The 22,180-nt window shown below is 64.7% G+C and carries 21 protein-coding genes and 1 tRNA gene; 10 read left to right on the top strand and 12 right to left on the bottom strand.

Annotated elements, in window-relative coordinates; all coding sequences use genetic code 11:
- Positions 1-155: 155 nt before the first annotated feature.
- Entirely contained in the window at positions 156-329 is a 174-nt protein-coding gene (locus tag GDR74_RS04315) for a hypothetical protein (RefSeq protein ID WP_425486944.1), read from the bottom strand.
- A 286-nt stretch (positions 330-615) separates the two neighbouring features.
- On the opposite strand from GDR74_RS04315, the gene ggt reads away from it, so the two are divergent.
- The 4 genes from ggt to GDR74_RS18095 all read left to right on the top strand — a co-directional run bounded on the left by ggt (position 616) and on the right by GDR74_RS18095 (position 5,030).
- Positions 616-2,373 carry a gamma-glutamyltransferase gene (gene ggt, locus GDR74_RS04310; protein ID WP_152585148.1) on the top strand — a complete coding sequence of 586 codons (1,758 nt, stop codon included), beginning with the start codon at positions 616-618 and terminating at the stop codon, positions 2,371-2,373.
- 74 nt (positions 2,374-2,447) lie between these two features.
- Positions 2,448-3,506 carry a dTDP-glucose 4,6-dehydratase gene (gene rfbB / locus GDR74_RS04305; RefSeq protein WP_152585147.1) on the top strand — a complete coding sequence of 353 codons (1,059 nt, stop codon included), beginning with the start codon at positions 2,448-2,450 and terminating at the stop codon, positions 3,504-3,506.
- Positions 3,507-3,596: 90 nt separating this feature from the next.
- Positions 3,597-4,787: an O-succinylhomoserine sulfhydrylase gene (metZ, locus tag GDR74_RS04300; protein ID WP_152585146.1), complete on the top strand. Its 1,191-nt coding sequence runs from the start codon at positions 3,597-3,599 to the stop codon at positions 4,785-4,787.
- Between the two features lie 75 nt (positions 4,788-4,862).
- The gene (locus GDR74_RS18095) at positions 4,863-5,030 is read left to right on the top strand and encodes a hypothetical protein (RefSeq protein ID WP_194164623.1); all 168 of its coding nucleotides are present in this window, start codon (positions 4,863-4,865) and stop codon (positions 5,028-5,030) included.
- A 20-nt stretch (positions 5,031-5,050) separates the two neighbouring features.
- On the opposite strand, the gene GDR74_RS04295 is transcribed toward GDR74_RS18095, so the two are convergent.
- Positions 5,051-5,431, bottom strand: coding sequence for a hypothetical protein (locus GDR74_RS04295; RefSeq protein ID WP_152585145.1), 381 nt, complete (start codon positions 5,429-5,431; stop codon positions 5,051-5,053).
- A 348-nt stretch (positions 5,432-5,779) separates the two neighbouring features.
- Between GDR74_RS04295 and GDR74_RS04290 the strand changes: the two genes are divergently transcribed.
- The gene (locus GDR74_RS04290; RefSeq protein ID WP_194164622.1) at positions 5,780-7,033 is read left to right on the top strand and encodes a site-specific integrase; all 1,254 of its coding nucleotides are present in this window, start codon (positions 5,780-5,782) and stop codon (positions 7,031-7,033) included.
- Between the two features lie 8 nt (positions 7,034-7,041).
- Here the strand turns inward: GDR74_RS04290 and GDR74_RS04285 are convergent, their stop codons facing one another.
- Positions 7,042-7,458: a very short patch repair endonuclease gene (locus GDR74_RS04285; RefSeq protein WP_152585143.1), complete on the bottom strand. Its 417-nt coding sequence runs from the start codon at positions 7,456-7,458 to the stop codon at positions 7,042-7,044.
- Positions 7,459-7,528: 70 nt separating this feature from the next.
- On the opposite strand from GDR74_RS04285, the gene GDR74_RS04280 reads away from it, so the two are divergent.
- Positions 7,529-8,335, top strand: coding sequence for an HNH endonuclease (locus tag GDR74_RS04280; RefSeq protein ID WP_152585142.1), 807 nt, complete (start codon positions 7,529-7,531; stop codon positions 8,333-8,335).
- A 3-nt stretch (positions 8,336-8,338) separates the two neighbouring features.
- Here GDR74_RS04280 and GDR74_RS04275 read toward each other — a convergent pair whose 3' ends face one another.
- A complete protein-coding gene (locus GDR74_RS04275) occupies positions 8,339-9,295 on the bottom strand; it encodes a DNA cytosine methyltransferase (RefSeq protein WP_152585141.1) in 957 nt (318 codons plus the stop codon).
- Positions 9,296-9,425: 130 nt separating this feature from the next.
- Positions 9,426-10,145, bottom strand: coding sequence for a recombinase family protein (locus GDR74_RS04270; RefSeq protein WP_152585140.1), 720 nt, complete (start codon positions 10,143-10,145; stop codon positions 9,426-9,428).
- 93 nt (positions 10,146-10,238) lie between these two features.
- On the opposite strand from GDR74_RS04270, the gene GDR74_RS04265 reads away from it, so the two are divergent.
- Positions 10,239-10,583, top strand: coding sequence for a hypothetical protein (locus GDR74_RS04265; RefSeq protein ID WP_152585139.1), 345 nt, complete (start codon positions 10,239-10,241; stop codon positions 10,581-10,583).
- 506 nt (positions 10,584-11,089) lie between these two features.
- Here GDR74_RS04265 and GDR74_RS04260 read toward each other — a convergent pair.
- Both GDR74_RS04260 and GDR74_RS04255 read right to left on the bottom strand, forming a co-directional pair.
- Positions 11,090-11,776: a hypothetical protein gene (locus tag GDR74_RS04260; protein WP_152585138.1), complete on the bottom strand. Its 687-nt coding sequence runs from the start codon at positions 11,774-11,776 to the stop codon at positions 11,090-11,092.
- Positions 11,777-12,331: 555 nt separating this feature from the next.
- Positions 12,332-12,407: transfer RNA gene (locus GDR74_RS04255), tRNA-Glu, on the bottom strand.
- Positions 12,408-12,501: 94 nt separating this feature from the next.
- Here GDR74_RS04255 and GDR74_RS04250 point away from each other — a divergent pair.
- Entirely contained in the window at positions 12,502-13,497 is a 996-nt protein-coding gene (locus tag GDR74_RS04250) for an RluA family pseudouridine synthase (protein ID WP_152585137.1), read from the top strand.
- Positions 13,498-13,727: 230 nt separating this feature from the next.
- Positions 13,728-14,612, top strand: a complete 885-nt coding sequence (gene rpoH / locus GDR74_RS04245; RefSeq protein ID WP_152585136.1) for an RNA polymerase sigma factor RpoH — start codon at positions 13,728-13,730, stop codon at positions 14,610-14,612.
- A gap of 52 nt (positions 14,613-14,664) precedes the next feature.
- Here rpoH and GDR74_RS04240 read toward each other — a convergent pair whose 3' ends face one another.
- The 3 genes from GDR74_RS04240 to GDR74_RS04230 all read right to left on the bottom strand — a co-directional run bounded on the left by GDR74_RS04240 (position 14,665) and on the right by GDR74_RS04230 (position 18,156).
- Positions 14,665-15,831 carry a histidine kinase gene (locus GDR74_RS04240; protein WP_152585135.1) on the bottom strand — a complete coding sequence of 389 codons (1,167 nt, stop codon included), beginning with the start codon at positions 15,829-15,831 and terminating at the stop codon, positions 14,665-14,667.
- A gap of 33 nt (positions 15,832-15,864) precedes the next feature.
- Positions 15,865-17,157 (bottom strand): adenylosuccinate synthase, encoded by a 1,293-nt coding sequence (locus GDR74_RS04235; RefSeq protein WP_152585134.1) that lies wholly within the window; start codon positions 17,155-17,157, stop codon positions 15,865-15,867.
- Positions 17,158-17,292: 135 nt separating this feature from the next.
- The gene (locus GDR74_RS04230) at positions 17,293-18,156 is read right to left on the bottom strand and encodes a type 1 glutamine amidotransferase (RefSeq protein WP_152585133.1); all 864 of its coding nucleotides are present in this window, start codon (positions 18,154-18,156) and stop codon (positions 17,293-17,295) included.
- Positions 18,157-18,231: 75 nt separating this feature from the next.
- Between GDR74_RS04230 and GDR74_RS04225 the strand changes: the two genes are divergently transcribed.
- Positions 18,232-19,137: a DMT family transporter gene (locus tag GDR74_RS04225; RefSeq protein ID WP_152585132.1), complete on the top strand. Its 906-nt coding sequence runs from the start codon at positions 18,232-18,234 to the stop codon at positions 19,135-19,137.
- A gap of 59 nt (positions 19,138-19,196) precedes the next feature.
- Here the strand turns inward: GDR74_RS04225 and serA are convergent, their stop codons facing one another.
- Entirely contained in the window at positions 19,197-20,789 is a 1,593-nt protein-coding gene (gene serA, locus GDR74_RS04220; RefSeq protein ID WP_152585131.1) for a phosphoglycerate dehydrogenase, read from the bottom strand.
- Positions 20,790-20,914: 125 nt separating this feature from the next.
- Positions 20,915-22,087 carry a phosphoserine transaminase gene (locus GDR74_RS04215; RefSeq protein ID WP_152585130.1) on the bottom strand — a complete coding sequence of 391 codons (1,173 nt, stop codon included), beginning with the start codon at positions 22,085-22,087 and terminating at the stop codon, positions 20,915-20,917.
- Positions 22,088-22,180: the final 93 nt, after the last annotated feature.

Below are 22,180 nucleotides of genomic sequence, written 5' to 3'. Positions count from 1 at the left end.
TGGAGGGCGGCAGCGATGAGGCGCCGTGGCGCGGGATCTGGCCCTAAGAGACTCCACCCCTCTCGAGAGATCAAGAGTCGTCATCGCATGCCGGCCGTGAATTTTCCAAAAGGCGGCCGGCAGACGCCTGCCACCGGCCCATCGTTTCCCATGCGTCAGGGCGTCCCGTGCGCTCCCCGGGCCCTCTCCTGGAAGCTGGCGAAGAGATAGAAGCCGTTGAAGCGCACGCCGGTCGCCGCCGCCTTCTCGTCGAAGCCGAGGGGCTTCTGGCGGCGGCCGTCGACCCGGCCGGCGAACTCCCACTGCGGCGCCGTCACGAATCGGGGCACGGAACGCTCTTCCGGAACGGCGCAGGACAGACCCTCGGACCCGGTATTCCGAAAAAGATTGTAAGCACTCATGCCGATCCTCCTCGATCGTTGCTCGACGCGAATCGCAACACTTACGGGCCAGCACTGTGCTGGGACACCTGGGCGGGAATGTGTCTTTGTTGCGCCCGGGCGGGGGCGCCCGGACACCGCCCGAAGGGGGAGTGGCGGCGGCAGGCGTTCTTTTGTTAGGCTCCATCCTACCTCGGCCGCAGCCGACGGAAAACATGTCGGAGGGAGTAGATCCATGACAGTTCGCGCATCCTGGTGGCTCAGCCTCGCCGGTCTGGGCCTCATGACCCTAGCGCCCCTGGCACCCCCGGTTCTTGCGCAGCCGGTCGCCCCCTCCCCCGAGGCGCCCACCGGGCGGATCGCGAAGGGCACGGCCGCAGCGACCAAGGACATGGTCGCCGCCGCGAACCCCCTCGCGGCCCAGGCCGGGCGGGAGATCCTGGCGGCCGGCGGCAGCGCGGTCGATGCGGCGGTGGCGGTCCAGCTCGTCCTCAATCTCGTGGAGCCGCAGAGCTCGGGCATCGGCGGCGGTGCCTTCATGGTGTTTTGGGACGGAAAGAGCCTGACCACCCTCGACGGGCGCGAGACGGCGCCGGCGGCGGCCAAGCCCGAGCGTTTTCTCGGTCCCGACGGCAAGCCGATGAAGTTCTATGACGCGGTGGTCGGCGGCCGCTCCGTCGGCGTTCCCGGAACCCTGCGCCTCCTGGAGGAGGCGCACCGCCGCTGGGGCAAGCTGCCCTGGAAGCAGGTGATCGAACCCGCCGTCAGGCTGGCGGAAGAGGGCTTCGCCATCTCCCCGCGCCTCAACGGCCTCCTCTCCCAGGAAAAGTACCTCGCCAACGACCCCGTGGCCCGCGCCTATTTCTTCGAAGCCGACGGCAAGCCGAAGGCGGTGGGCACGGTCCTCAAGAACCCGGCCTTCGCGAAGACCCTGCGGGCCGTTGCCGAGAAGGGCGCGGACGCCTTCTACACTGGCGAGATCGCCGAGGACATCGTGGCGACCGTCACCGGCCACCCCACCAACCCCGGCGACATCACCCTCGACGACCTGAAGGCCTACAGGGTGGTGGAGCGCGAGCCCGTGTGCGGGACCTACCGCGCCTACCGGGTGTGCGGCATGGGCCCGCCCAGCTCCGGCGGCATCGCCGTCCAGCAGATCCTGGGCATTCTCGAAACGCGGGACATGGCCGCCCTGAAGCCCGGCCCCGAGGCGGTGCACTGGCTCTCGGAGGCGGGCCGGCTCGCCTTCGCGGACCGCGCCCTCTACGTGGCGGACCCGGCCTTCGTGAACGTGCCCGTGAAGGGGCTCGTCGACCCCGGATACCTCAGGAGCCGCGCCGCCCTGATCGATCCCGGCAAGTCCATGGGCAAGGCCAAGCCGGGCGAGCCGCCCTTCCAGAAGACGTTCCTCTTCGCCCCGTCAGAAGGCATCGAGTTCGGCACGAGCCACATGTCCATCGTCGACCGGGACGGCAACGCGGTGTCGATGACGACGACCATCGAGGACGGTTTCGGCTCCCGCCTCATGACCAGGAGCGGCTTCCTCCTCAACAACGAGCTGACGGACTTCTCCTTCACGCCGGTGGAGGACGGCAAGCCCGTCGCGAACCGGGTCGAGGCGGGCAAGCGTCCCCGCAGCTCCATGGCGCCGACCATCGTGTTCGACAGGGACAACAGGCTCTATGCGGTCGTCGGCTCGCCCGGGGGCAGCCTCATCATCAACTACGTGGCGAAGACGCTGGTCGGCCTCCTCGACTGGAAGCTCGACCCGCAGACGGCGGCCGACCTTCCCAATGTCGGCAGCCGCAACGGCCCGACGGAGCTCGAGGCCGGAACGGAGGCGGAGGCCTGGAAGGCCGGCCTGGAGGCGAAGGGCCACGAGGTCAAGCTGATCGACCAGAACTCCGGCATCCATGCGATCCTGGTCACGCCGAAGGGCCTCGACGGCGGCGCGGACAGCCGCCGCGAAGGCGTCGCCATCGGCAACGACTGACCCATCCGCAATGCGCGCCCCGCCCACGGCGGGGACGCGCCCTTCTCAACCGCACCCTTTGGTGAAAGGACATCATGAAGCGCTTCTTGGTGACAGGCGGAGCCGGCTTCATCGGCTCCGCAGTCGTCCGCATGCTGGTGCGGGAAACGCCCCACGAGGTGCTCGTGGTGGACAAGCTGACCTATGCCGGCAACCTCGATTCCCTGACCCCGGTCGCCAACAGCCCGCGCTACCGCTTCGCTCAGGCCGACATCGCCGATGCCGAGCGCATGCGCGCCCTCATCGCCACGTTCGCGCCCGACGTGATCATGCATCTGGCGGCGGAGAGCCACGTGGACCGCTCCATCGACGGGCCGGGGGACTTCGTCCAGACCAACATCGTCGGCACCTACACCCTGCTCCAGGCGGCGCTGGGCTACTGGCGCGGGCTTCCCCGCGAGCGGCAGGCCGCCTTCCGCTTCCATCACATCTCGACGGACGAGGTGTTCGGCTCGCTGGGCGAGGAAGGCTTCTTCACCGAGGAGACGGCCTACGACCCGCGCTCGCCCTATTCCGCCTCGAAGGCGGCGTCCGACCACCTGGTGCGCGCCTGGCACCACACCTACGGCCTGCCGACCCTCGTCACCAACTGCTCCAACAACTACGGCCCCTACCACTTCCCCGAGAAGCTGATCCCCCTCGTCATTCTCAACGCCCTGGAGGGCAAGCCCCTGCCGGTCTACGGCAAGGGCGAGAACGTGCGCGACTGGCTGTTCGTGGACGACCACGCCCGCGCCCTCATCCTGGCGGCGGAGCGGGCCGCGCCGGGCTCCACCTACGCCATCGGCGGGCACAACGAGCGCCGGAACATCGACGTGGTGCGCGGGATCTGCGCCCTCGTGGACGAGCTGGCCCCGGACCCGTCCATCGGACCGCGGGAGAAGCTCATCACCTTCGTGAGCGACCGGCCGGGGCACGACCTGCGCTACGCGATCGACGCCGGCCGGATCGAGCGGGAGCTCGGCTGGCGTCCCGCCGAGACCTTCGAGAGCGGCCTGCGCAAGACGGTGGAATGGTACCTCGCCAACCGCCCGTGGTGGGAGCGGGTGAGATCCGGCGTGTACCGTGGCGAGCGCCTGGGCCTTGGAGCCTGATCCGAGGCGCCGTCGGCCGAGGTTACAGGGTACTGGACAAATTCTTCTCGGGGGACGATTGTTCTTTTTAGAGAACGATCCTTGCGCCCGATGACCTGTCCCGACCTTTCGTCCTGCCGTCCCGAAACCCGCCTCGTGCACGAGGGCCAGAACCGCACGCCCTACGGAGAGACCTCGGAAGCGCTCTTCCTGACCCAGGGCTTCGTCTACGAGAGCGCGGAGAGCGCCGAGCGCCGGTTCCTCAACGAGGAGCAGGGCTACAGCTACACGCGCTATTCCAACCCGACCGTCGCGGCCTTCGAGGAGCGCATCGCGGCCCTGGAGGGGGCCGAGATGGCGCAGGCCACCGCCACGGGCATGGCCGCCGTCACGGCGGCGATGATGGGCCAGGTGCGGGCGGGAGACCACGTGGTGGCGGCCCGGGCGCTGTTCGGCTCCTGCCGCTGGATCGTGGAGGATCTCCTGCCCCGCTTCGGCGTCGGCTGCACCCTCGTGGACGGCCCCGACCTCGACGCCTGGCGGCGGGCCGTCCGCCCCGCGACCACGGCGTTCCTGCTCGAGACCCCCTCCAATCCCAGCCTCGAGATCATCGACATCGCCGGCGTCGCCGCCATCGCCCGCGAGGCGGGAGCGACGCTGACCGTCGACAACGTGTTCGCCACACCCCTCTTCCAGAAGCCCCTGGCCCTCGGCGCGGATTGCGTCGTCTATTCCGCGACCAAGCACATCGACGGCCAGGGCCGATGTCTCGGCGGCGTCGTTCTCGCTTCCCGGGCGTTCATCGAGACGAAGGTGCAGCAGTTCCTGCGGATGACGGGTCCTTCGATCTCGCCCTTCAATGCCTGGGTGCTGCTCAAGGGGCTGGAGACGCTGCCCCTGCGCGTCGAGCGCCAGACGGCGACGGCGGGCTTTCTCGCCGACGCCCTGCACGACCATCCCAAGGTGCGGCGCCTCACCTATCCGGGGCGTCCCGACCATCCCCAGGCCGCGCTGATCGCCCGGCAGATGAGCGGCGGCTCCACCATGATCGCCCTCGAGGTGAGGGAGGGCAAGGCCGGTGCCTTCCGCTTCATGAACGCGCTCAGGCTCATCCGCATCTCCAACAATCTCGGCGACGCCAAGAGCCTCGTCACGCATCCGGCGACCACGACGCATGGGCGCTTCGCGCCCGAGCTGCGCGCGCAGATGGGAATCACCGACGGCCTCGTGCGCCTCTCCGTCGGCCTGGAGCATCCTGAGGACCTCCTGGCCGACCTCGTCCAGGCGCTCGGCGGGGTCTAGGTTCCCTTTCGACGTTCATCCTCTCGCCACAGTTCGGCCCAACCTTTTCCGTCCGGACCGAACGGAGGAGACGTCATGAACGCGCACGGACGCAGCTGGACTCTCGAAGACACCTGCACCCTGGTGTCCCTGGCGAAGGAAGGGATGCCGGTCTCCGTCATCAGCCTCAAGCTCAAGCGCTCCCTGACCGACGTTCTGACCAAGCTCAACGACCTCGGCCTCGCTCCGCCCGTGGAGGCATAAGCAGCGCGACACGCGCCGCGTCACTGGGACGACGGCGCCGAAGGGCCCGCCGATGCGGGAGCCCCGGTCGCGCGGGACTGCGCCTGCACGCGATCGAAGAGGCGCAGGGCCGAGTCGACGCAGGCCTGCATCGACTCGCGGTCGCCGCACACGACGCGCAGCTGCGCATCGCCGCTGCGGACGAAGAACCGGCTCCCGCCCGGGCGGCGGTGCTCGCGATCGTCGTCGTCATGCATCGTCCAGCCGCGCATGTCGCCCCTGTCCCGATCCCTGTCCCACCGGCTCGAGCCGTCGTACCAGCGCCCGCGCGGATCGTCGTCGCGGTCGCGGGACATGGGCTGGCTCATGGCCGACGTGCCGAGCAGAGCGAAACCGGCTGCGAGTATCAGGACCTTCCGCATGAGAATCTCCATGAAGGCGACGCCGGACCGTTTCCGGGGCGTCTGGAATGGACGCTCGGATGAACCGGCGGGGATCGTGGAGGTTCCAAGGAACACGCGCCCCGCACCGTGAAGCCGGGCAGGACACCCGGGGCCCGTCGCGCCGGCGGGTTACGGCACCGGAAACGAAAAAGCCCCGCGCGAGGCGAGGCTGTCCGTCGAGGTCGTGCGAGACCTTGGCGCTCCCTAGGGGAGGGATTTCCACACCATAAACTTCATCACTATGTCTTTGTTTTCATTTATATATCGACTGTATCTAAACATGTATATAAACTGCTGCCGCTAATCGCTGTATCTATGGAGTGGCAGATGGCGGGCGGACGAAGGGGCAGCTATCTCTACAAGAGACCGGGATCTCAAAACTGGTGGATTAGATTCCAGTATTCTGGTCGTCTCGCCGAAAAGCTGGGAAAGGTTGTCCAGATTTCTCTCGAAACTCCGGACCGGGCACAAGCCGAACTCGAAGCTATCCCGTACATCTATGCCCACAAGGGCATGCTCCTCCTGGCAAAAGGGGCCGACGATGGCACTCTAAGGGTTGAAAAGAGAGCCCAGCAATACGAGCCGGGCCGCGAGCATCGCACCGAGAGCGGCGAGCGCGTGATCGCCACCCCTGATCAACTGATCTTCATGGATGAGGCTGGCAATATCCTCCGGATGGAGCCTAATGGGCCAGCATACGAGCTATCCGTCCCATCCAGCGCTCAGGACCAACGGGAACTCTCTGCCCTTCGCCCTCGGAAGAAGAACGATCCCGATGTGGCAATCCTAGAAACGTGGTTGGAGCACGAGAACATCCGGCCAGCGATAGAAAGGGAGGCCCGCACTGTCTTTGACACATTCAAGAAGCTCACGAACGGCAAGTCATTTGCGAATGCTACTCGTGAGGATGGGCGGTCCCTGGCAAAGCACTTCTTCGACAGCGGCAACAAGTCAGCGACCGTTCAGAAGAAGATCGGGCACCTTCGGGCAGCGGTAAATCTCGCTATCGACGAGAACAAGCTGAAATTCAATCCTTTCAGCGGCGTTGTCGCAGCCAAAGATGATGCCCAAGACCGGCCCCCTCTCGACGATGACGACATGAAGATCATGCGCGACAATCTGGAGAATCTGGACCCTGAAGAACGATTACTGTGGATGTTATGCGCAACAACCGGGATGCGCCGGGGTGAGGCATGGGACATTGACTGTGAGTTTATAGAGAAAGGCGTTCGCTGCATCCGGATTGGAACGAAGACACCGCAGAGCGACCGGCGCATCCCGTTACCGGCGGCTGTTATCCCCTACCTTCCGGCCAAGATTGAAGGCCCGCTATTTGCTGGAAGCCCCAAAAATGTTGGCCGTGAATTGATACGCGCCATGCGCCGGTTTGGGATCGCCGATCAGCGCAAGGTGCTTCACTCTTTGCGCCATCGGGCACAGGATCGCTTGAGGGCAGAAGGATATCCGGAAGATATCCGTTGGGCTATTCTCGGCCATGAGGATAAGACGGTCGCAGATGGCTATGGCAAAGGGTTTCCTATGCTCAAACTCAAGCCCTGGATTGAGAAAATTGGCTTCTGAGGAAGCAATTAGCCCTCCAAAAACCCTTTGATACGCGCTGCGAGAGCCTCACGGTCTCGCGTTTCGCACTCCCAGACCGTGAGAACCTTCCAGCCCGCAGCTTCGAGGGCTGCTTGATGAGCCAGATCTCGCTCCTGGTTCCTGGCGATCTTGGGGTTCCAGTATGTCTGGTTGCTTTTGACCTCACGTCGGTCAGGACAAGCAGGGTCATTGTGACCGTGCCAGAAGCAACCATGCACAAAAATGATTTTGCGGCGCGGACCGAAGACCAGATCAGGTTTTCCGGCGAGATCCTTCCGATGAAGGCGGTACCGGTAGCCCATCGCATGAACCATCCTGCGGACCAGAAGCTCCGGTTTCGTGTCCTTACTCTTGATCCGGCGCATGTTCTCCGAGCGGCGCTCAGCGCTTTGCGTATCCGCCATCTGTTAACCTTAACCCTCCGTTTACAGTCGGCTCCCACCCTGGCTCGTACTCACGAATCAGGTGGACCAAATGTCTGTACGAAAGCCGAACCTGGGGACGATCCATCATCAGATACTGGATCTGCTGAAGGCGAACCCTGACGGGCTCACGATCTACGAAATTAGGGACGGTATCCCTGATATTGGAGTCCAGCAGCATCTCGATAAACGGGTCCGGGATCTGAGATACTACCACGATATTCCGCTCATAAAGCGCGGGAAGACTTCAGTTTACATCTACAAAGGGGAGCGGTCTGACGCAGCCGCCGATAGCGGCGCGATAAGCGCTAAAGTCAGAGCCGTCGTTCTGCACAAGGCGCATGGCCGGTGCCAGATGTGCGGGCGAACCGTAGCCGAAGACGGCATCAAGCTTCAGGTAGATCATAAGATCCCCCGTAACTGGGGTGGCACAACCACTATTGATAATCTCTGGGCACTCTGCCAGCCTTGCAATGGTGGCAAACGAGACTTCTTCGCCTCCTTCAACGATGAGCAGATGAAGGTGATCATGGCAAAGGAGAGTGTTTACGAGCGCATCGCCGAAACACTCAAACTTCATGCAGGCACCCCCACCCCAGCTTGGCTACTTGAGTTCGTAGCCAACGCCGACGACTGGCAGGAAGACTGGCAGAAGCGGCTTCGAGAACTGCGGTATCCAGCTATCGGGATGAAGATCAGGGCAACTCGGAAGAAGAACGAGGCTGGCCGGTGGGAAGCGGCGTACATTCTGGACGAGTGGAAGGATCTCCCATCCAACCATAAGTTTTTGATCAAGGAACACGAACGCCTGATACGAGAAGGGAAACGCAAGGGCGTTGATGAGAATGGCGACGATTGAACCTCATCCAACCGCCGCATAGACGCGCCGCATTGTGAGGGCGGCATAAAGCTTTTCAGCCACCGCCCGGGCAACGGGTGGTGGGAAAGCATTGCCAACTTGCCGATAGGATGCGGTTTTACGCCCGGCAAACTCCCAATCATCGGGGAAGCCTTGGAGGCGAGCAACCATTCGCACCGTGAGCTTGGGCATCCCCTTGAAGTCTGGGCCAGGCGCTTCGTCTGCAATCCCAAGCCCGTCCACTCCTAGCTCAGCCCAAGCCTTCTTCGCGCGTGTCGGCCCAAGATCTGGCCCACCATGCTTTTTCGATCCTCCAACAATGGTAGGAGCAATGGCATTCGCCTGCTTCCGCCATGCCTTGGCTCCTGGCCATCCCCGAGATGCCATGAGGTCATACAGGGTCTCACCAACCGTGAGCGGGGTCTGGACAGGAACAGAGGGCCACTCGAAACCATCTGAGATCTCTTTGCGGATCGCGACGATGATCACACGAGGCCGAAGCTGGGGCACTCCAAAATGAGAGGCATGTAACAACTGCCAATCTGCTTCATACCCCAGTTTAGCAAGTTGCCGCTTCAGATGCGCCCGGTAGTCCTCAAAGACGGGATCAAGGAAGCCCCGGACATTCTCGATCATCACCGCACGAGGGCGGATCTCATCAACGAGCCGAAGTGCGGCTGGGAACAGGTTACGCTCATCGTTCGCACCAAGCTGCTTCCCAGCCTTCGAAAAGGGAGGACACGGCAATCCGCCAGCGAGCAGATCCACCCCTTTATGCGGTTTTCCGCTAAAGGTATTCAAATCCCCTTCATGCACTTGCCAGTCTGGACGGTTGAGACGGAGCGTCGCGCAGCAGTGGGAGTCGATCTCGACGAGAGCATCATGACCGAACCCGGCCTGTTCAAGGCCGAGAGCTTGCCCACCGGCTCCTGCGCACATCTCAACTGAGGTCAGGTCCATAGCTGTTCCTAGAGATTTCTCGGCTCTCAAAGCGTAACGCTAGAGAGCGATCAAAGCTGCGTTGATGTGTTCCCTATCCACAGTTCGTGAGACTTAGCAATACGGGATAGGGAGGCTAAGGTGCGGGCCTTCAGGGTTGAACCATAGACCTGACGCTGGCTGCCGCGTAGGGGCGTCCGTTCGCATTGGTGAAGCCGAGTTCAGCAAGCTTTTGCCCGATCTCCTGAAGGGATCTCTGCTTGCCTGTACGGGGCGACCGTCGTCTCAACCGTTTTGCTTCAGCTACCAGCGCCGGATTCATCTCAGCATGGGACTTCCGGCCCTCGCATTTACCACGGAGAGCACGTTGGCGGCTTCTTGCAGCCGCGAGCTTGCTGACCAGCCGGGATTTTTCGAGTTGGGAAAAAGATCCTGCAATTTGTCGCATCGCAACCTTGAACGGGTCTGACGTGTTCGTGAGATCATCTCCGGTAGCGGTAAGTACCGTCACGCCGCGACCAATGAGAGCAAGGATGCCAAGTTCCTGGGTGATCAGATCCCTCGCAAACCGGCTCGCGTCCTCAACGATCACTGTTCGGACTCCGCTGCTCTCGATCTCGTCCAGGAGCGTCGAGAAACCTGGGCGGGTTTCAATAGGATCAGCCCCGCTCACGGCTGCGTCGTAGTGCTCGCCTACGATCTCAACCCCAGTGCGACGAGCGTATTCGTGGATTGCCTCGCGTTGACGGCGGTCGCTGTCCCGATCTGCGCCTACATTGGCAGCCGATGACGTGCGTATGTACGCAACTGCCTTCGAGGTTTCTCCAGTGCGCTGAGTCTTGCCCTTCAACGGTTTCGCCTTCGTTTTCATAAAGCAATCTTGAGAAAGCCTAATAGATTTCGCCATCTTGTCAAGACTTCAGAAATCTGTATCGTATTTCAGATTGTTTAAAAGGAGACAACGATGCTGGATCGGGACCGGATCAAATCTGTCATGATGAGATTGATGGCACTGGAGCGGAAGGCAGAGAAGCTTGCTGAAACGTCGCGTGAGATCGCCCAAGAGGCAGCCGCGCTTTGGGAAGAACTTATGCCAGAGACGCAGGAGGAATTGGACAATCAGGGAAAGATTAAGCGCCCAGATGGCCGTCTCAATGACGCAGGCATCAGGGCTGTCAACGCAGCCTTCGCTTCAGGAGCAACAGTTTCCGAGGTCGCCCGGCGATTTGAAATCACCCCTTCCGCTGCTTCGGGCAGACGAAAAATCTGGCTTGCCAGCAAGGCCGAAGGCAGCGCCAAATCTAAATAAGTGCATGAGATACCGCGAGATTGTCGAAACGACCCCATCCCAGCCTCGGAAACCAATGGCCGGGACAATCGCCCCTGAAAAGCCTATGACGCCAGCCCAGTCTCGCCGCAAACAGGAAAAGCGGCAGAGAACGCAAGCTCGCATAAGGGACGAACAAAGCCGATCCCAGAAACGCATCCAGGATCTTCGCTCCGAGCTTTAACTACTGGCAGGGGATCATACCTGGATCTTGGGCAGTGACACTCCGTAGAGCGTCAGCATCAGCCCGTTCGGCGAACTCGAAGATGATCCTGCCATCTGCCATATAGATTGACCGCCGCCACTTGCCTTTGCAATGCTGATGGCACCAGCGCATGGTTTCATGTAGGCGCTGGTGATCCGCCCAACTATCCGGACCAAAGCATCCAATCGCCCTGTCCGCAACATTCCTAAATGTAAAATCAGGGCTATTCATTGAATCACACTCTATACTATTACTTATATAAGTATTTACCTAATCCACTTCCTTATAGTCCGACCATCGTTACCATAGGCTCTATATGAGAGTCTGAAATCATGCTGGACTTCTTCTTACTTGACTTGGGGTTTACGACAAACCTGAAGCCCTGATATCCATGACTGCTCCGCATTGTTCCCAGAAGATACGTTTTCACAGCCTCCGTGGGCCATGACGATTTACGGCCAAATGCGAACGTAGTCTCAAATGACACCTTGCAGGCATACCCGACGACCCGTTCGGCTGCTTCGAGGAGGGTCTGCTGCTCGTCTAGTTCTTTCAGGTGAACGATTGGGGCAACTGAATGCAGCGCCTCCATCACAGCGTCGTGGCCGAGACTCCCTACATGGACCAATGCGTGAGCCGTGACGATCCAGACTGGCCCCTCCCCTGCTGTCGCGGGTTTGAACCCCAGATTACGATACTGATCCTGCTTCTCGACCCCTAGATCGCTGAACCTGTTTGCAGGGAACATATCGACCTCAAGCGCCCCAGCGAGACCGAACGTCTGCCATCCTGCGCGATCAACACCCGAGCGATTACGCCGGTAATCGACGGCTTTATGGAGCGCAGTCCGCCCGCTTCGGAACTTTTGGAACACATCACCCAATTCCGGCGTGAGCCCGAACATCAGCGTCGCCATCCGGAAGTCGTCGTGCTCGGAGGTTGGGTACTTATTGAGGAGATCCCGAGCCATCTTACGCCCTCGATACGTGCCACATGCAGGGCAGAGAGGGCGACGGCACCAGTGGGTCACTTCGAGTGCAGTCTTAGGAACGATTAGGGACCGCCCGCATGATTCAAATTTACTTCTTTCAGCTACAAGCTTTCTGTAATCCGGCAGCGGACTATGAGGCCAATTCCAAAGCTCTTCCGTAGCATCATCATAAGCTCTTAAAACAATTTTTCTAACATCTACATGCTTCATTACTAAATCCATAACTCAACGTATATAGATTTATACCGAAGTCATGCTTTCGATGTCAAAATTACAATTTTTGTACTTGAAACGATCTACAATATGCAGATTTCCGATATCGAAATTCTGTTTTAGATATCTTAAATCCGCAGCCGAACGCGCAGCGTCAGCCGCCACACGGGACATGCGCCGGTAACTTCGAGAACTAAGATCTGATTTGGGCTTCTTTGAACCACCGCAGCAAATTCAGGGACCAAGGGAGTCCGATCTGCTGTAGCTAAAAGCTGTAGCTAATGAAGCTAAACCACAAGCTAAGTGCTTGATTTAGCTTGTTGGCGCTCCCTAGGGGACTCGAACCCCTGTTTTCGCCGTGAGAGGGCGACGTCCTAGACCGCTAGACGAAGGGAGCTAGCAAGGCGAAGGCCGCTCGTATAACCAGCTCCGGGAAACCCTTCAAGCCCCTTCGTGCAAAAAAGCGAAGGAGCGGTGTCGGCGAGGATGCGGTGAGCGGCGAAATTCGGAAGGAATGGGTTCTTGAGGACGGGGCGCCGGCGGAGCGGCTCGACAGGGTGCTGGCGCAGCTCGCCGGCGATCTGTCCCGCAGCCGCCTGCAGGCCCTGATCCGCGAGGGCCGGGTGGATGTCGACGGGGCGCCCGCGCGCGATCCGAGCCGCAAGGTCGCCGGCGGCACGCGAATCGGCCTCGCCGTGCCGCCGCCCGCCCCGGCGGAGCCGCAGGGCGAGGCGATGGCCCTCGCCGTGGTCTACGAGGACGACGACCTCATCGTCATCGACAAGCCGGCGGGGCTCGTGGTCCATCCGGCGGCGGGGCACGAATCGGGCACCCTCGTCAATGCGCTCATCGCCCATTGCGGGGAGAGCCTGTCCGGGATCGGCGGCGTCAAGCGGCCGGGCATCGTACATCGCCTCGACAAGGACACCTCCGGCCTGCTGGTGGTCGCCAAGAACGACCGAGCCCACCAGGGCCTCGCGGCGCAGTTCGCCGACCACGGCCGCTCCGGTCCGCTGGAGCGGGCCTATCTCGCCCTGGTCTGGGGCGTTCCGGCCCGCCAGCACGGGACCGTGGCGGCCTCCCTCGCCCGCAGCGTTCACAATCGCGAGAAGATCGCCGTCGTTCCGGACGGGCGGGGCCGCCACGCCGTGACCCATTACGAGCTGCTGGAGGCACTGCCTGCGGATGTTCCGGTGGCGAGCCTGGTGCGCTGCGCGCTCGAGACGGGACGCACGCATCAGATCCGGGTGCACATGGCCCATCTCGGCCATCCGCTCCTCGGCGACGCGCTCTACGGGTCGGGCTTCAAGACCAAGGCGAACCGCCTGTCCGGACCGCAGAAGGCCGCGCTGGAGGCTCTCGGCCGGCAGGCGCTGCATGCGGCCGTGCTCGGGTTCGAGCACCCGGCGACGGGGGATTTCCTGCGCTTCGAGAGCGCGCTTCCCGCCGACATGAAAGCGCTTCTGGAGGCGCTGCGCGGCGGTTAGGAGACCGCCTGCGGCCAATGCTTCCGGCGCGGCCTTCCGAGCGTCAATCCGTCGCAAAAACCGGCCAAGCCGGCACCCTTGCGGAGGCCGCGCGTTGTCACCTCCTGAAACCCATATGCCTCTGTTCTGACAAGGTTGAACCGTCTATATAGGAAACGGGCGGCCGGCTGCTCATGGGGGCCGCCCCAGGTTTGCCTCGTTTCAAGAGGGAGCCACACAAGGAGATCGATATGGCTACGGCGCTTCCGGTGCTTGCCAACGAAGGGGGCCTTTCGCGCTATCTCGACGAAATCCGTCGGTTCCCCATGCTCGAGCCGCATGAGGAGTACATGCTCGCCAAGCGCTGGCGCGAGCATGGCGATCGCGAAGCCGCTCACAAGCTCGTGACATCCCACCTGCGCCTCGTGGCGAAGATCGCCATGGGATATCGCGGCTACGGCCTGCCGATCAGCGAGGTCGTATCCGAAGGCAATGTCGGCCTGATGCAGGCCGTCAAGCGCTTCGAGCCCGACAAGGGCTTCCGCCTCGCCACATATGCCATGTGGTGGATCAAGGCGGCGATTCAAGAATACATCCTGCGTTCCTGGTCCCTGGTGAAGATGGGGACCACCGCGAACCAGAAGAAGCTGTTCTTCAACCTCCGCAAGGCCAAGGGCCGCATCTCGGCCCTGGACGAGGGCGACCTGCATCCCGACCAGGTGAAGCAGATCGCGACCCAGCTCGGCGTGAACGAGCAGGACGTGGTGGACATGAACCGCCGCCTCAGCGGCGACGCCTCGCTCAACGCGCCCCTGCGCGAGGAGGGCGAAGGCGAATGGCAGGACTGGCTCGTGGACAACACGGAGAGCCAGGAGCAGATGCTCGTGCAGGAGGAGGAGGGCCAGAACCGCCTGGCCGCCCTGCGCAGCGCGCTTTCGGTCCTGAACCCGCGCGAGCGCCGGATCTTCGAGGCCCGGCGCCTGTCGGACGAGCCGATCACCCTCGAGGAGTTGTCCGCCGAGTTCGGCGTCTCCCGCGAGCGCGTGCGCCAGATCGAGGTGCGCGCCTTCGAGAAGGTTCAGGAGGCGGTCAAGAAGAACCTCGCCAGGATCGAGGCTCCGGAGGAGGCGCGCTGACGCCCCTCCCCTCGAAGGCTTGAGAAGGCCGCGGCGCGGAACCGCGGCTTTTTCATTGCCACTGGCTGAAGGCGCTGTTGATGACCTGCGCCCCGGAGGCGCCCTTCTCGAAGCTGATGATGGCCCGCTGGCCCGACGCCATGCGGACCGGCAGGTCGATCCAGTTGCGCCGCACGAAGAGCTCCGTGTTGCGCTCCACGTCGGTGGAGAGGTTCGACAGGCCGATCAGGAACAGGTTCTCCCGCACGGGGACCGGCAGGCCCGCCACCGGCGTGCCGCGCGCCGCCTCCTCGTCCTTGAACTGGAGCAGGCCCACGTCGCGGATCACGCGCCCGCTGTCGCCGGCACGGGTGGTGAAGGAGATCTCCACCGTGTGCGAGGCGGGGAGCGTCGCGTCGAGATTGCGGCGCAGCACCATCTTCATCGTCAGCCCGGCCTCGGGAATCTCCACATTGGCCGTCACGGCCCGCTGGAGCGGCTGGCCCTGGCCGGGGTTGACGTCCTCCAGCCGCCAGACGACCCGGCCCGTCTGCGCCTTCGGCGTCTGAGGGTTGGCCGGATCCTCCTCGTAGAGGACGGCGCGCTGGGCGACGCCGATCTCCTGCCGGGGCTGGGACGGCGCAGGGGCCGGCGTGGCGGGGGCACCGACGCGGTCGCTGTTCTTGGGAGCCTCGGCCGGGACCTGGGGCGCCTCCGCGACGGGCGTCTGAGGCGTCAGGTCCTCGGGCCTGTCCCGCCACAGGAACGCGACGCCCGCGATCGCGGCGATCACGAGGGCGAGAACGGCGCCGAGGATGATCGTGCGCGTGCGCTTGCCGTCCTGGATGCCGGGATGGGGCCGCGTCTCGATCCGCGGACGGGCGGCGGCCGCCTCAGGAGCGGACGGCTCCAGATCCTCCGCAGCGTCCTCCGGGGCGGAGGCCGCGGGCGCTGACAGGGGCACCACCGCTGGCTCGGCGCGACGCGGGGGCGGCGCGGAAAGGGCGGCCGGATCGAAATCGAAGTCCTTGATCGTGAAATCCGCCTCCACCCGGCGGATCGCCTCGTCCAGGGAGCGGCTTTCCTTCTCGATGTCCGCCTCGGACAGAGGCGGGTCGAGCGAGCGCAGCTGGGCGACGAGTGCCGAACGGGCGCGCTCGTAGACGGCGCGCCGCATCTCGGGCGTCCGGTCCGACAAGCCTTCGACGGCTCGGGCAATCAGGGGGTAATAATCTGCCATTTGCCCTCGGAATGGCCCGGAGCGCGCCCGTCGTCAACCCTCAAAGGGGTTCTTCATGAGGATTGTGTCGTCCCGTTCCGGCGAGGTCGAGAGAACCGCCACGGGCGCGCCGATCAGCTCCTCGATGCGGCGGACGTACTTGATGGCCTGGGCCGGCAGCTCCGCCCAGGAGCGCGCGCCCGCGGTGGAGCCGCTCCACCCCTCCATCTCCTCGTAGATCGGCTCCACGCGCGCCTGCGCGCCCTGGCTCGCCGGGAAGTAGTCGATGGTCTCCCCGTCCAGGCGATAGCCGACGCCGATCCTGATGGTCTCGAACCCGTCGAGGATGTCGAGCTTGGTGAGCGCGATGCCGTCGATGCCCGAGGTGCGGACGGTCTGCCGCACCAGCGTCGCGTCGAACCAGCCGCAGCGGCGCTTGCGGCCCGTCACCACGCCGAACTCCTTGCCCTTCTGGCCGATGAGCTCGCCGGTCTCGTCGAAGAGCTCCGTCGGGAAGGGGCCCTCGCCCACCCGGGTCGTGTAGGCCTTGGCAATGCCGAGCACATAGCCGACGGCGCCCGGACCCAGGCCGGAACCCGTCGCCGCCTGGCCCGCCACCGTGTTGGAGGAGGTGACGAAGGGATAGGTGCCGTGGTCCACGTCGAGGAGCGCCCCCTGCGCGCCCTCGAACAGGATGCGCTTGCCGGCCCGGCGCTCCTCGTCCAGCAGCCGCCACACGGCGTCCATGTAGGGCAGGACCTTGTCGGCGACGGAGGCGAGCTCCTCGAAGATCGCCCTGGGCTCGAATTCCGGCAGGCCGAAGCCCCGGCGCAGCGCGTTGTGGTGCGTGAGCAGCCGGTCGATCTTCTCCGGTAGGGAGCGGAGATCGGCGAGGTCCATGAGGCGGATCGCCCGGCGGCCCGCCTTGTCCTCGTAGGCCGGACCGATGCCCCGCTTGGTGGTGCCGATCTTGGTCCCGGCGCTGCCGCTCTCGCGCAGGGCGTCGAGCTCGCGATGGATGGACAGGATCAGGGTCGCGTTCTCGGCGATGCGCAGGTTGTCGCGGGTGATGGCGACGCCCTGCTCGGCCAGGCGCTCCACCTCGGCGGCGAGGGCGTGCGGGTCGAGCACCACGCCGTTGCCGATCACCGACAGCTTGTTGGGGCGCACGACACCCGAGGGCAGCAGCGAGAGCTTGTAGACCTTGTCGCCGATCACGAGGGTATGGCCGGCATTGTGGCCGCCCTGGAAACGCACGACCACGTCGGCCTGCTCGGACAGCCAGTCGACGATCTTGCCCTTGCCCTCGTCGCCCCACTGGGCGCCCACGACAACCACGTTCGCCATCGCTCTCAAGCCTCACATGAAAAAACCCCGGCGCAAGGCCAGGGTTCGGGGTGGGAAAAACCTTGCAAACCCTCATGATGGATCGGGGCCGCGAGGTCAAGCCGGAATAGGGCCCGCCGTTCCCTTCCGGCCCTTTCAGGCCCGTCCGCGGGCGCTCTTCGCGGGCTTGACCCGGTGGGCGACGAAGTTGCGGATCTCGCGGGTGCGGCGCTCGGGATCGAGCACCTCCGCATCGAGCCCGTGCCGCCAGGCCAGGTCGGAACGGTCCGGCTGCGCGTGAAGGGTCCTGAGGTCGGCGACATAGGCGGCGGCATCCTCCGCCGTGCGGCAGAAGCCTTCGTCGAGGAGGATGGCGGTGCGCCGGTCGAGGATGACGGCCAGTTCCTCGAGGCTGAACTCGGGATGGTACTGCACGCCCCAGAAGGTCCCGCCGCCCGCGGCGATCTCCGCCGCCTGCACGAAGGACACTCCGTTGGAGGCGAGGACGGTGCAGCCCGGCGGCGGCACCGTGACCATGTCGAGATGGATGGCCGGCGCGTCGTACACCGCCGGCCGCCCCGCGAGCAGGGCATGCCCCTGCCCGGCCTCGGTCCGCGCCAGCCGCCGGGCGAAGCCGATCTCGCGGCCCGAGGGATTGGGCCTGACGTCCCCGTCGGCGGCCACGGCCGCCACCTGGAGCCCCCAGCAGGATCCGAAGCTGGGGGTGCCGGAGGCATAGATCGCCCGCATGAGGTCGATCTGGCGCAGGATGTCGGGCGTGCGGTCGTAGATGTTGAGGTGGGAGCCGGTCAGGACGATGCCGTCGTAGGACTCCAGACCGGCCGCGTCGGGCAGGTTGGCCCCCTCGTCGGCCGGGAAGGCCAGGTCGCAGACCGCGTCGGGCTCGATGTCCTGCAACACGGCAGCATAGGACTCCGAGGGCATGAGTCCATAGACGTCCTTGTGGGCCTGCCTTGCGCCCCGCGTATTGCCCTCGACCACCAGAAATCTTAAGCCCATGACCTCACGAAGCCTCCTTCCGCGCCGGTTTATCCGAACGGCGCGCGGCGGCAAGCGTCCGGAGAGCGCCGGCCCATGAAATTCCTGCATGCGATCTGGAAGGGTTTCTTCGGACAGGCCTACCTGCTCCTGGTCGCGACTACCCTGTTCTGGGGCGGGAACGCCATCGCGGGGCGCCTCGCGGTGGGCGAGATCTCGCCCATGGTGCTCACCTGCCTCCGGTGGGTTCTGGTGGTCTGCACGATGCTCCCCCTTCTGGGCCGCCGGCTCGCGGCCGAATGGCCGCCGATCCGGCGCCGCTGGCTCTTCGTGACCCTGATGGGCGCCTTCGGCTTCACGGCCTTCAACGCCCTGTTCTACGCCGCGGCCCACCACACCAGCGCCGTCAACCTCACGATCTTCCAGGGCGCCATTCCCGTCCTGGTGCTCCTGGGCACGGTCCTGTTCTTCCGCGCCCCGGTCCTGCCCCTGCAGGTGCTCGGCATGATCGTGACCGTCGCCGGCGTCGTGATCGTCTCGGTCAAGGCGGATTTCGAAATCCTGCGGACCCTGGCGCTCAACGTCGGCGACGTGTGGATGCTGATCGCCTGCCTGTTCTACGCGGGCTACACCCTGGGGCTGCGGCACCGGCCGCCGGTGACGGGCCTCGTGTTCTTCACGGCGCTCGCCCTCGTGGCCTTTCTGACGTCGCTGCCGCTCCTCGCCGTCGAGATCGTCCGCGGCAGCGCGCAATGGCCGACCCTCAAAGGGTGGGCGGTGCTGGCCTACGTGGCCTTCCTGCCCTCGCTCCTGGCGCAGGTCTTCTTCATCCGCGGCGTGGAGCTGATCGGCCCGGCCCGGGCGGGCCTGTTCGTGAATCTCGTCCCGGTCTTCGGGGCCCTCCTCGCCGTGCTTCTCCTGGGAGAGCCCTTTGCGTTCTATCACGCGCTCGGCCTCGTCCTCGTGCTCGGCGGCATCTGGCTCGCGGAGCGGCGGGCATAGGCGCAACGCCGTCATTCCGGGCCCAGCACTCCGCGCCGTCCCGGAATGACGGAGCGGTTTCAGAACCGCACGGCGCGGGCGCGCTTGACCTGCGGGATCTCTTCGATCCTGCGCAGGAGCTCGTCGGAGACGGGCTGGTCCACGGAGACGAAGCAGATGGCGTCGCCGCCCGGCTTGTCGCGGCCGAGGGCGAAGGTCGCGACATTGACGCCGGACTCGCCGAGCAGCGTGCCGAAGCGGCCGATGAAGCCGGGCTTGTCGGCGTTGCGGACGTAGATCATGTTCGGCGCGAACTCCGCATCCACCGCGATGTCGCGGATCTCCGTGACGCGCGGCTTGCCGTCCTGGAACACGGTGCCGCCCGCGTGGCGCACCATGTCCTCCGCCTCCACCACGATGCGGATGAAGCTCTCGTAGTCGCGCGCGGCGTTCTCGCGCTTGACCTCCTCGACCGTGATGCCGCGCTCGCGGGCGACGATAGGCGCCGACACCATGTTGATGTCCTGCAGGAAGGGGCGCAGCACGCCGGTGACGGCGGCCGAAGTGAGGGCGCGGGTGTTCATCTCCGCCACGTCGCCTTCGTATTCGATGCGGACGCCCTTGATGGGGGCTTCCGTGAGCTGGCCCAGGAACGAGCCGAGCTTCTCGGCGAGCGCCACGAAGGGCTTGAGGCGCGGCGCCTCCTCGGCGGTGATGGAGGGGAAGTTCACCGCGTTCTGGATCGCACCCTGGAGCAGGTAGTCGGACATCTGCTCCGCGATCTGCAGCGCCACGTTCTCCTGCGCCTCCGTGGTGGCCGCGCCGAGATGGGGGGTGCAGACCACGTTGGGATGGCCGAAGAGCGGGTTTGCGGTGGCGGGCTCCTCCGAGAACACGTCGAAGGCCGCTCCCGCCACATGGCCGCTGTCGAGGGCGGCGCGCAGCGCCACCTCGTCCACCAGCCCGCCGCGGGCGCAGTTGACGATGCGCACGCCCTTCTTGGTCTTGTTGAGGGCGTCGGCCGAGAGGATGTTCCTGGTCTTCTCCGTCATCGGCACGTGCAGGGTGATGATGTCGGCCCGGCGCAGCAGCTCGTCGAGCTCCACTTTCTCGACGCCGATCTCGACGGCGCGCTCCGGCGACAGGAAGGGATCGTAGGCGATGACCTTCATGCGCAGGCCGAGGGCCCGGTCCGCGACGATGGAGCCGATGTTGCCGCAGCCGATGACGCCGAGCACCTTGCCGGTCAGCTCGACGCCCATGAAGCGGTTCTTCTCCCACTTGCCGGCCTGGGTCGAGGCGTCCGCCTGCGGGATCTGTCGCGCGAGCGCGAACATCATGGCGATGGCGTGCTCGGCGGTGGTGATGGAGTTCCCGAAGGGCGTGTTCATGACGATGACGCCCTTCGCCGTGGCGGCGGGAATCTCGACATTGTCGACGCCGATGCCGGCGCGGCCGATCACCTTGAGCTTCGCCGCCTTCTCCAGGATCTTCGCCGTGACCTTGGTGGCGGAACGGATGGCGAGGCCGTCGTAGCCGCCGATCGCGGCGGCAAGCCTGTCCTTGTCCTTGCCGAGATCGGGCTGGAAATCCACGTCGATGCCGCGATCCTTGAAGATCTGCACGGCGGCGGGCGAGAGGGCGTCGGAAATGAGGACGCGGGGAGCGGGCATGGTGCACCTGTGTCTGTAGCGTCGACCCGGCCAAGCGCGGCGCGCGCCGGGACCGTGATGGGAGTCCAGGGGGGTGGGAGCGCCCCCGGATCGCGACATGGCCGCGTCCGGGATGGCGCATGAAATCAAGCCGCTTTCGCGAGCTTCGCCTTTTCCTGCGCGAAGGCCCAGTCGAGCCAGGGCGTCAGGGCCTGAAGGTCCGGGGCCTCCACCGTCGCGCCGCACCAGATGCGTAGGCCGGGAGGCGCGTCGCGATAGGCGCCGATGTCGAAGGCGACGCCTTCCTTGTCGAGGGTGGCGGCGATGCCCTTGGCGACCTGCGCCACGGCCTCGGCGCCCTTGGCGACCACGTCCGGATCGGCGACGACGAGGCAGACGCTGGTGTTGGAGGCGGTCGCGGGATCCCTGGCGAGGTTGGCGATCCAGGGCGTGCGGGCGGCCCAGTCGTGGATCACCTTCGCATTGGCGTCGGCCTTGGCGACGAGGCCGCTCAGGCCGCCGATGCCCTTCGCCCATTCGAGCGCGTCGATGTAGTCCTCGACGCAGAGCATGGACGGGGTGTTGATGGTCTCGCCCTCGAAGATGCCCTCGATGAGCTTGCCGCCCTTGGTCATGCGGAAGATCTTCGGCAGGGGCCAGGCGGGCTTGTAGGTTTCGAGCCGCTCGACCGCGCGCGGCGAGAGGATGAGCATGCCGTGGGCCGCCTCGCCGCCGAGCACCTTCTGCCAGGAGAAGGTGACCACGTCGAGCTTGGCGAAATCGAGCCTCTGCGCGAAGGCCGCCGAGGTGGCGTCGCAGATGGTGAGCCCCTCGCGGTCCGCGGCGATCCACTCCGCATCGGGCACGCGCACGCCGGAGGTGGTGCCGTTCCAGGTGAAGACCACGTCGCGGGTCCTGGTGTCGACCTGCGAAAGATCCGGCAGCTCGCCGTAGGGCGCGGTGATGATGCGGGCATCGTCCAGCTTGAGCTGCTTGACCACGTCGGTGACCCAGCCCTCGCCGAAGCTCTCCCAGGCCAGCATGTCCACGGGCCGGGCGCCGAGCAGCGACCACAGGGCCATCTCCACCGCGCCCGTGTCGGAGGCGGGAACGATGCCGATGCGATAATCCGCAGGGACCTCGAGCACCTCGCGGGTGAGGTCGATGGCCCGCTTCAGGCGCGCCTTGCCGACCTTGGCGCGGTGCGAGCGGCCGAGGGCGTCGGTCTTCAGGTTGTGGAGGGACCATCCGGGGCGCTTCGCGCAGGGGCCGGACGAAAAGAAGGGCGCGCGAGGACGCGCGGCGGGGAGATCTGTCATGTCGTTCCATCCTTGCAGATGGGCGCCTCTCGTTGGGGAGAGGTGTCCCGCCGACAGGTATGCGGGAGCGGCCCCGGCCAGTCAAGACAATTC

Source organism: Microvirga thermotolerans (genome assembly GCF_009363855.1).
GTDB lineage: Bacteria > Pseudomonadota > Alphaproteobacteria > Rhizobiales > Beijerinckiaceae > Microvirga > Microvirga thermotolerans.
Note: the sequence above shows the minus strand (reverse complement) of the source record. Positions and strands in the feature narration are given on the sequence as shown.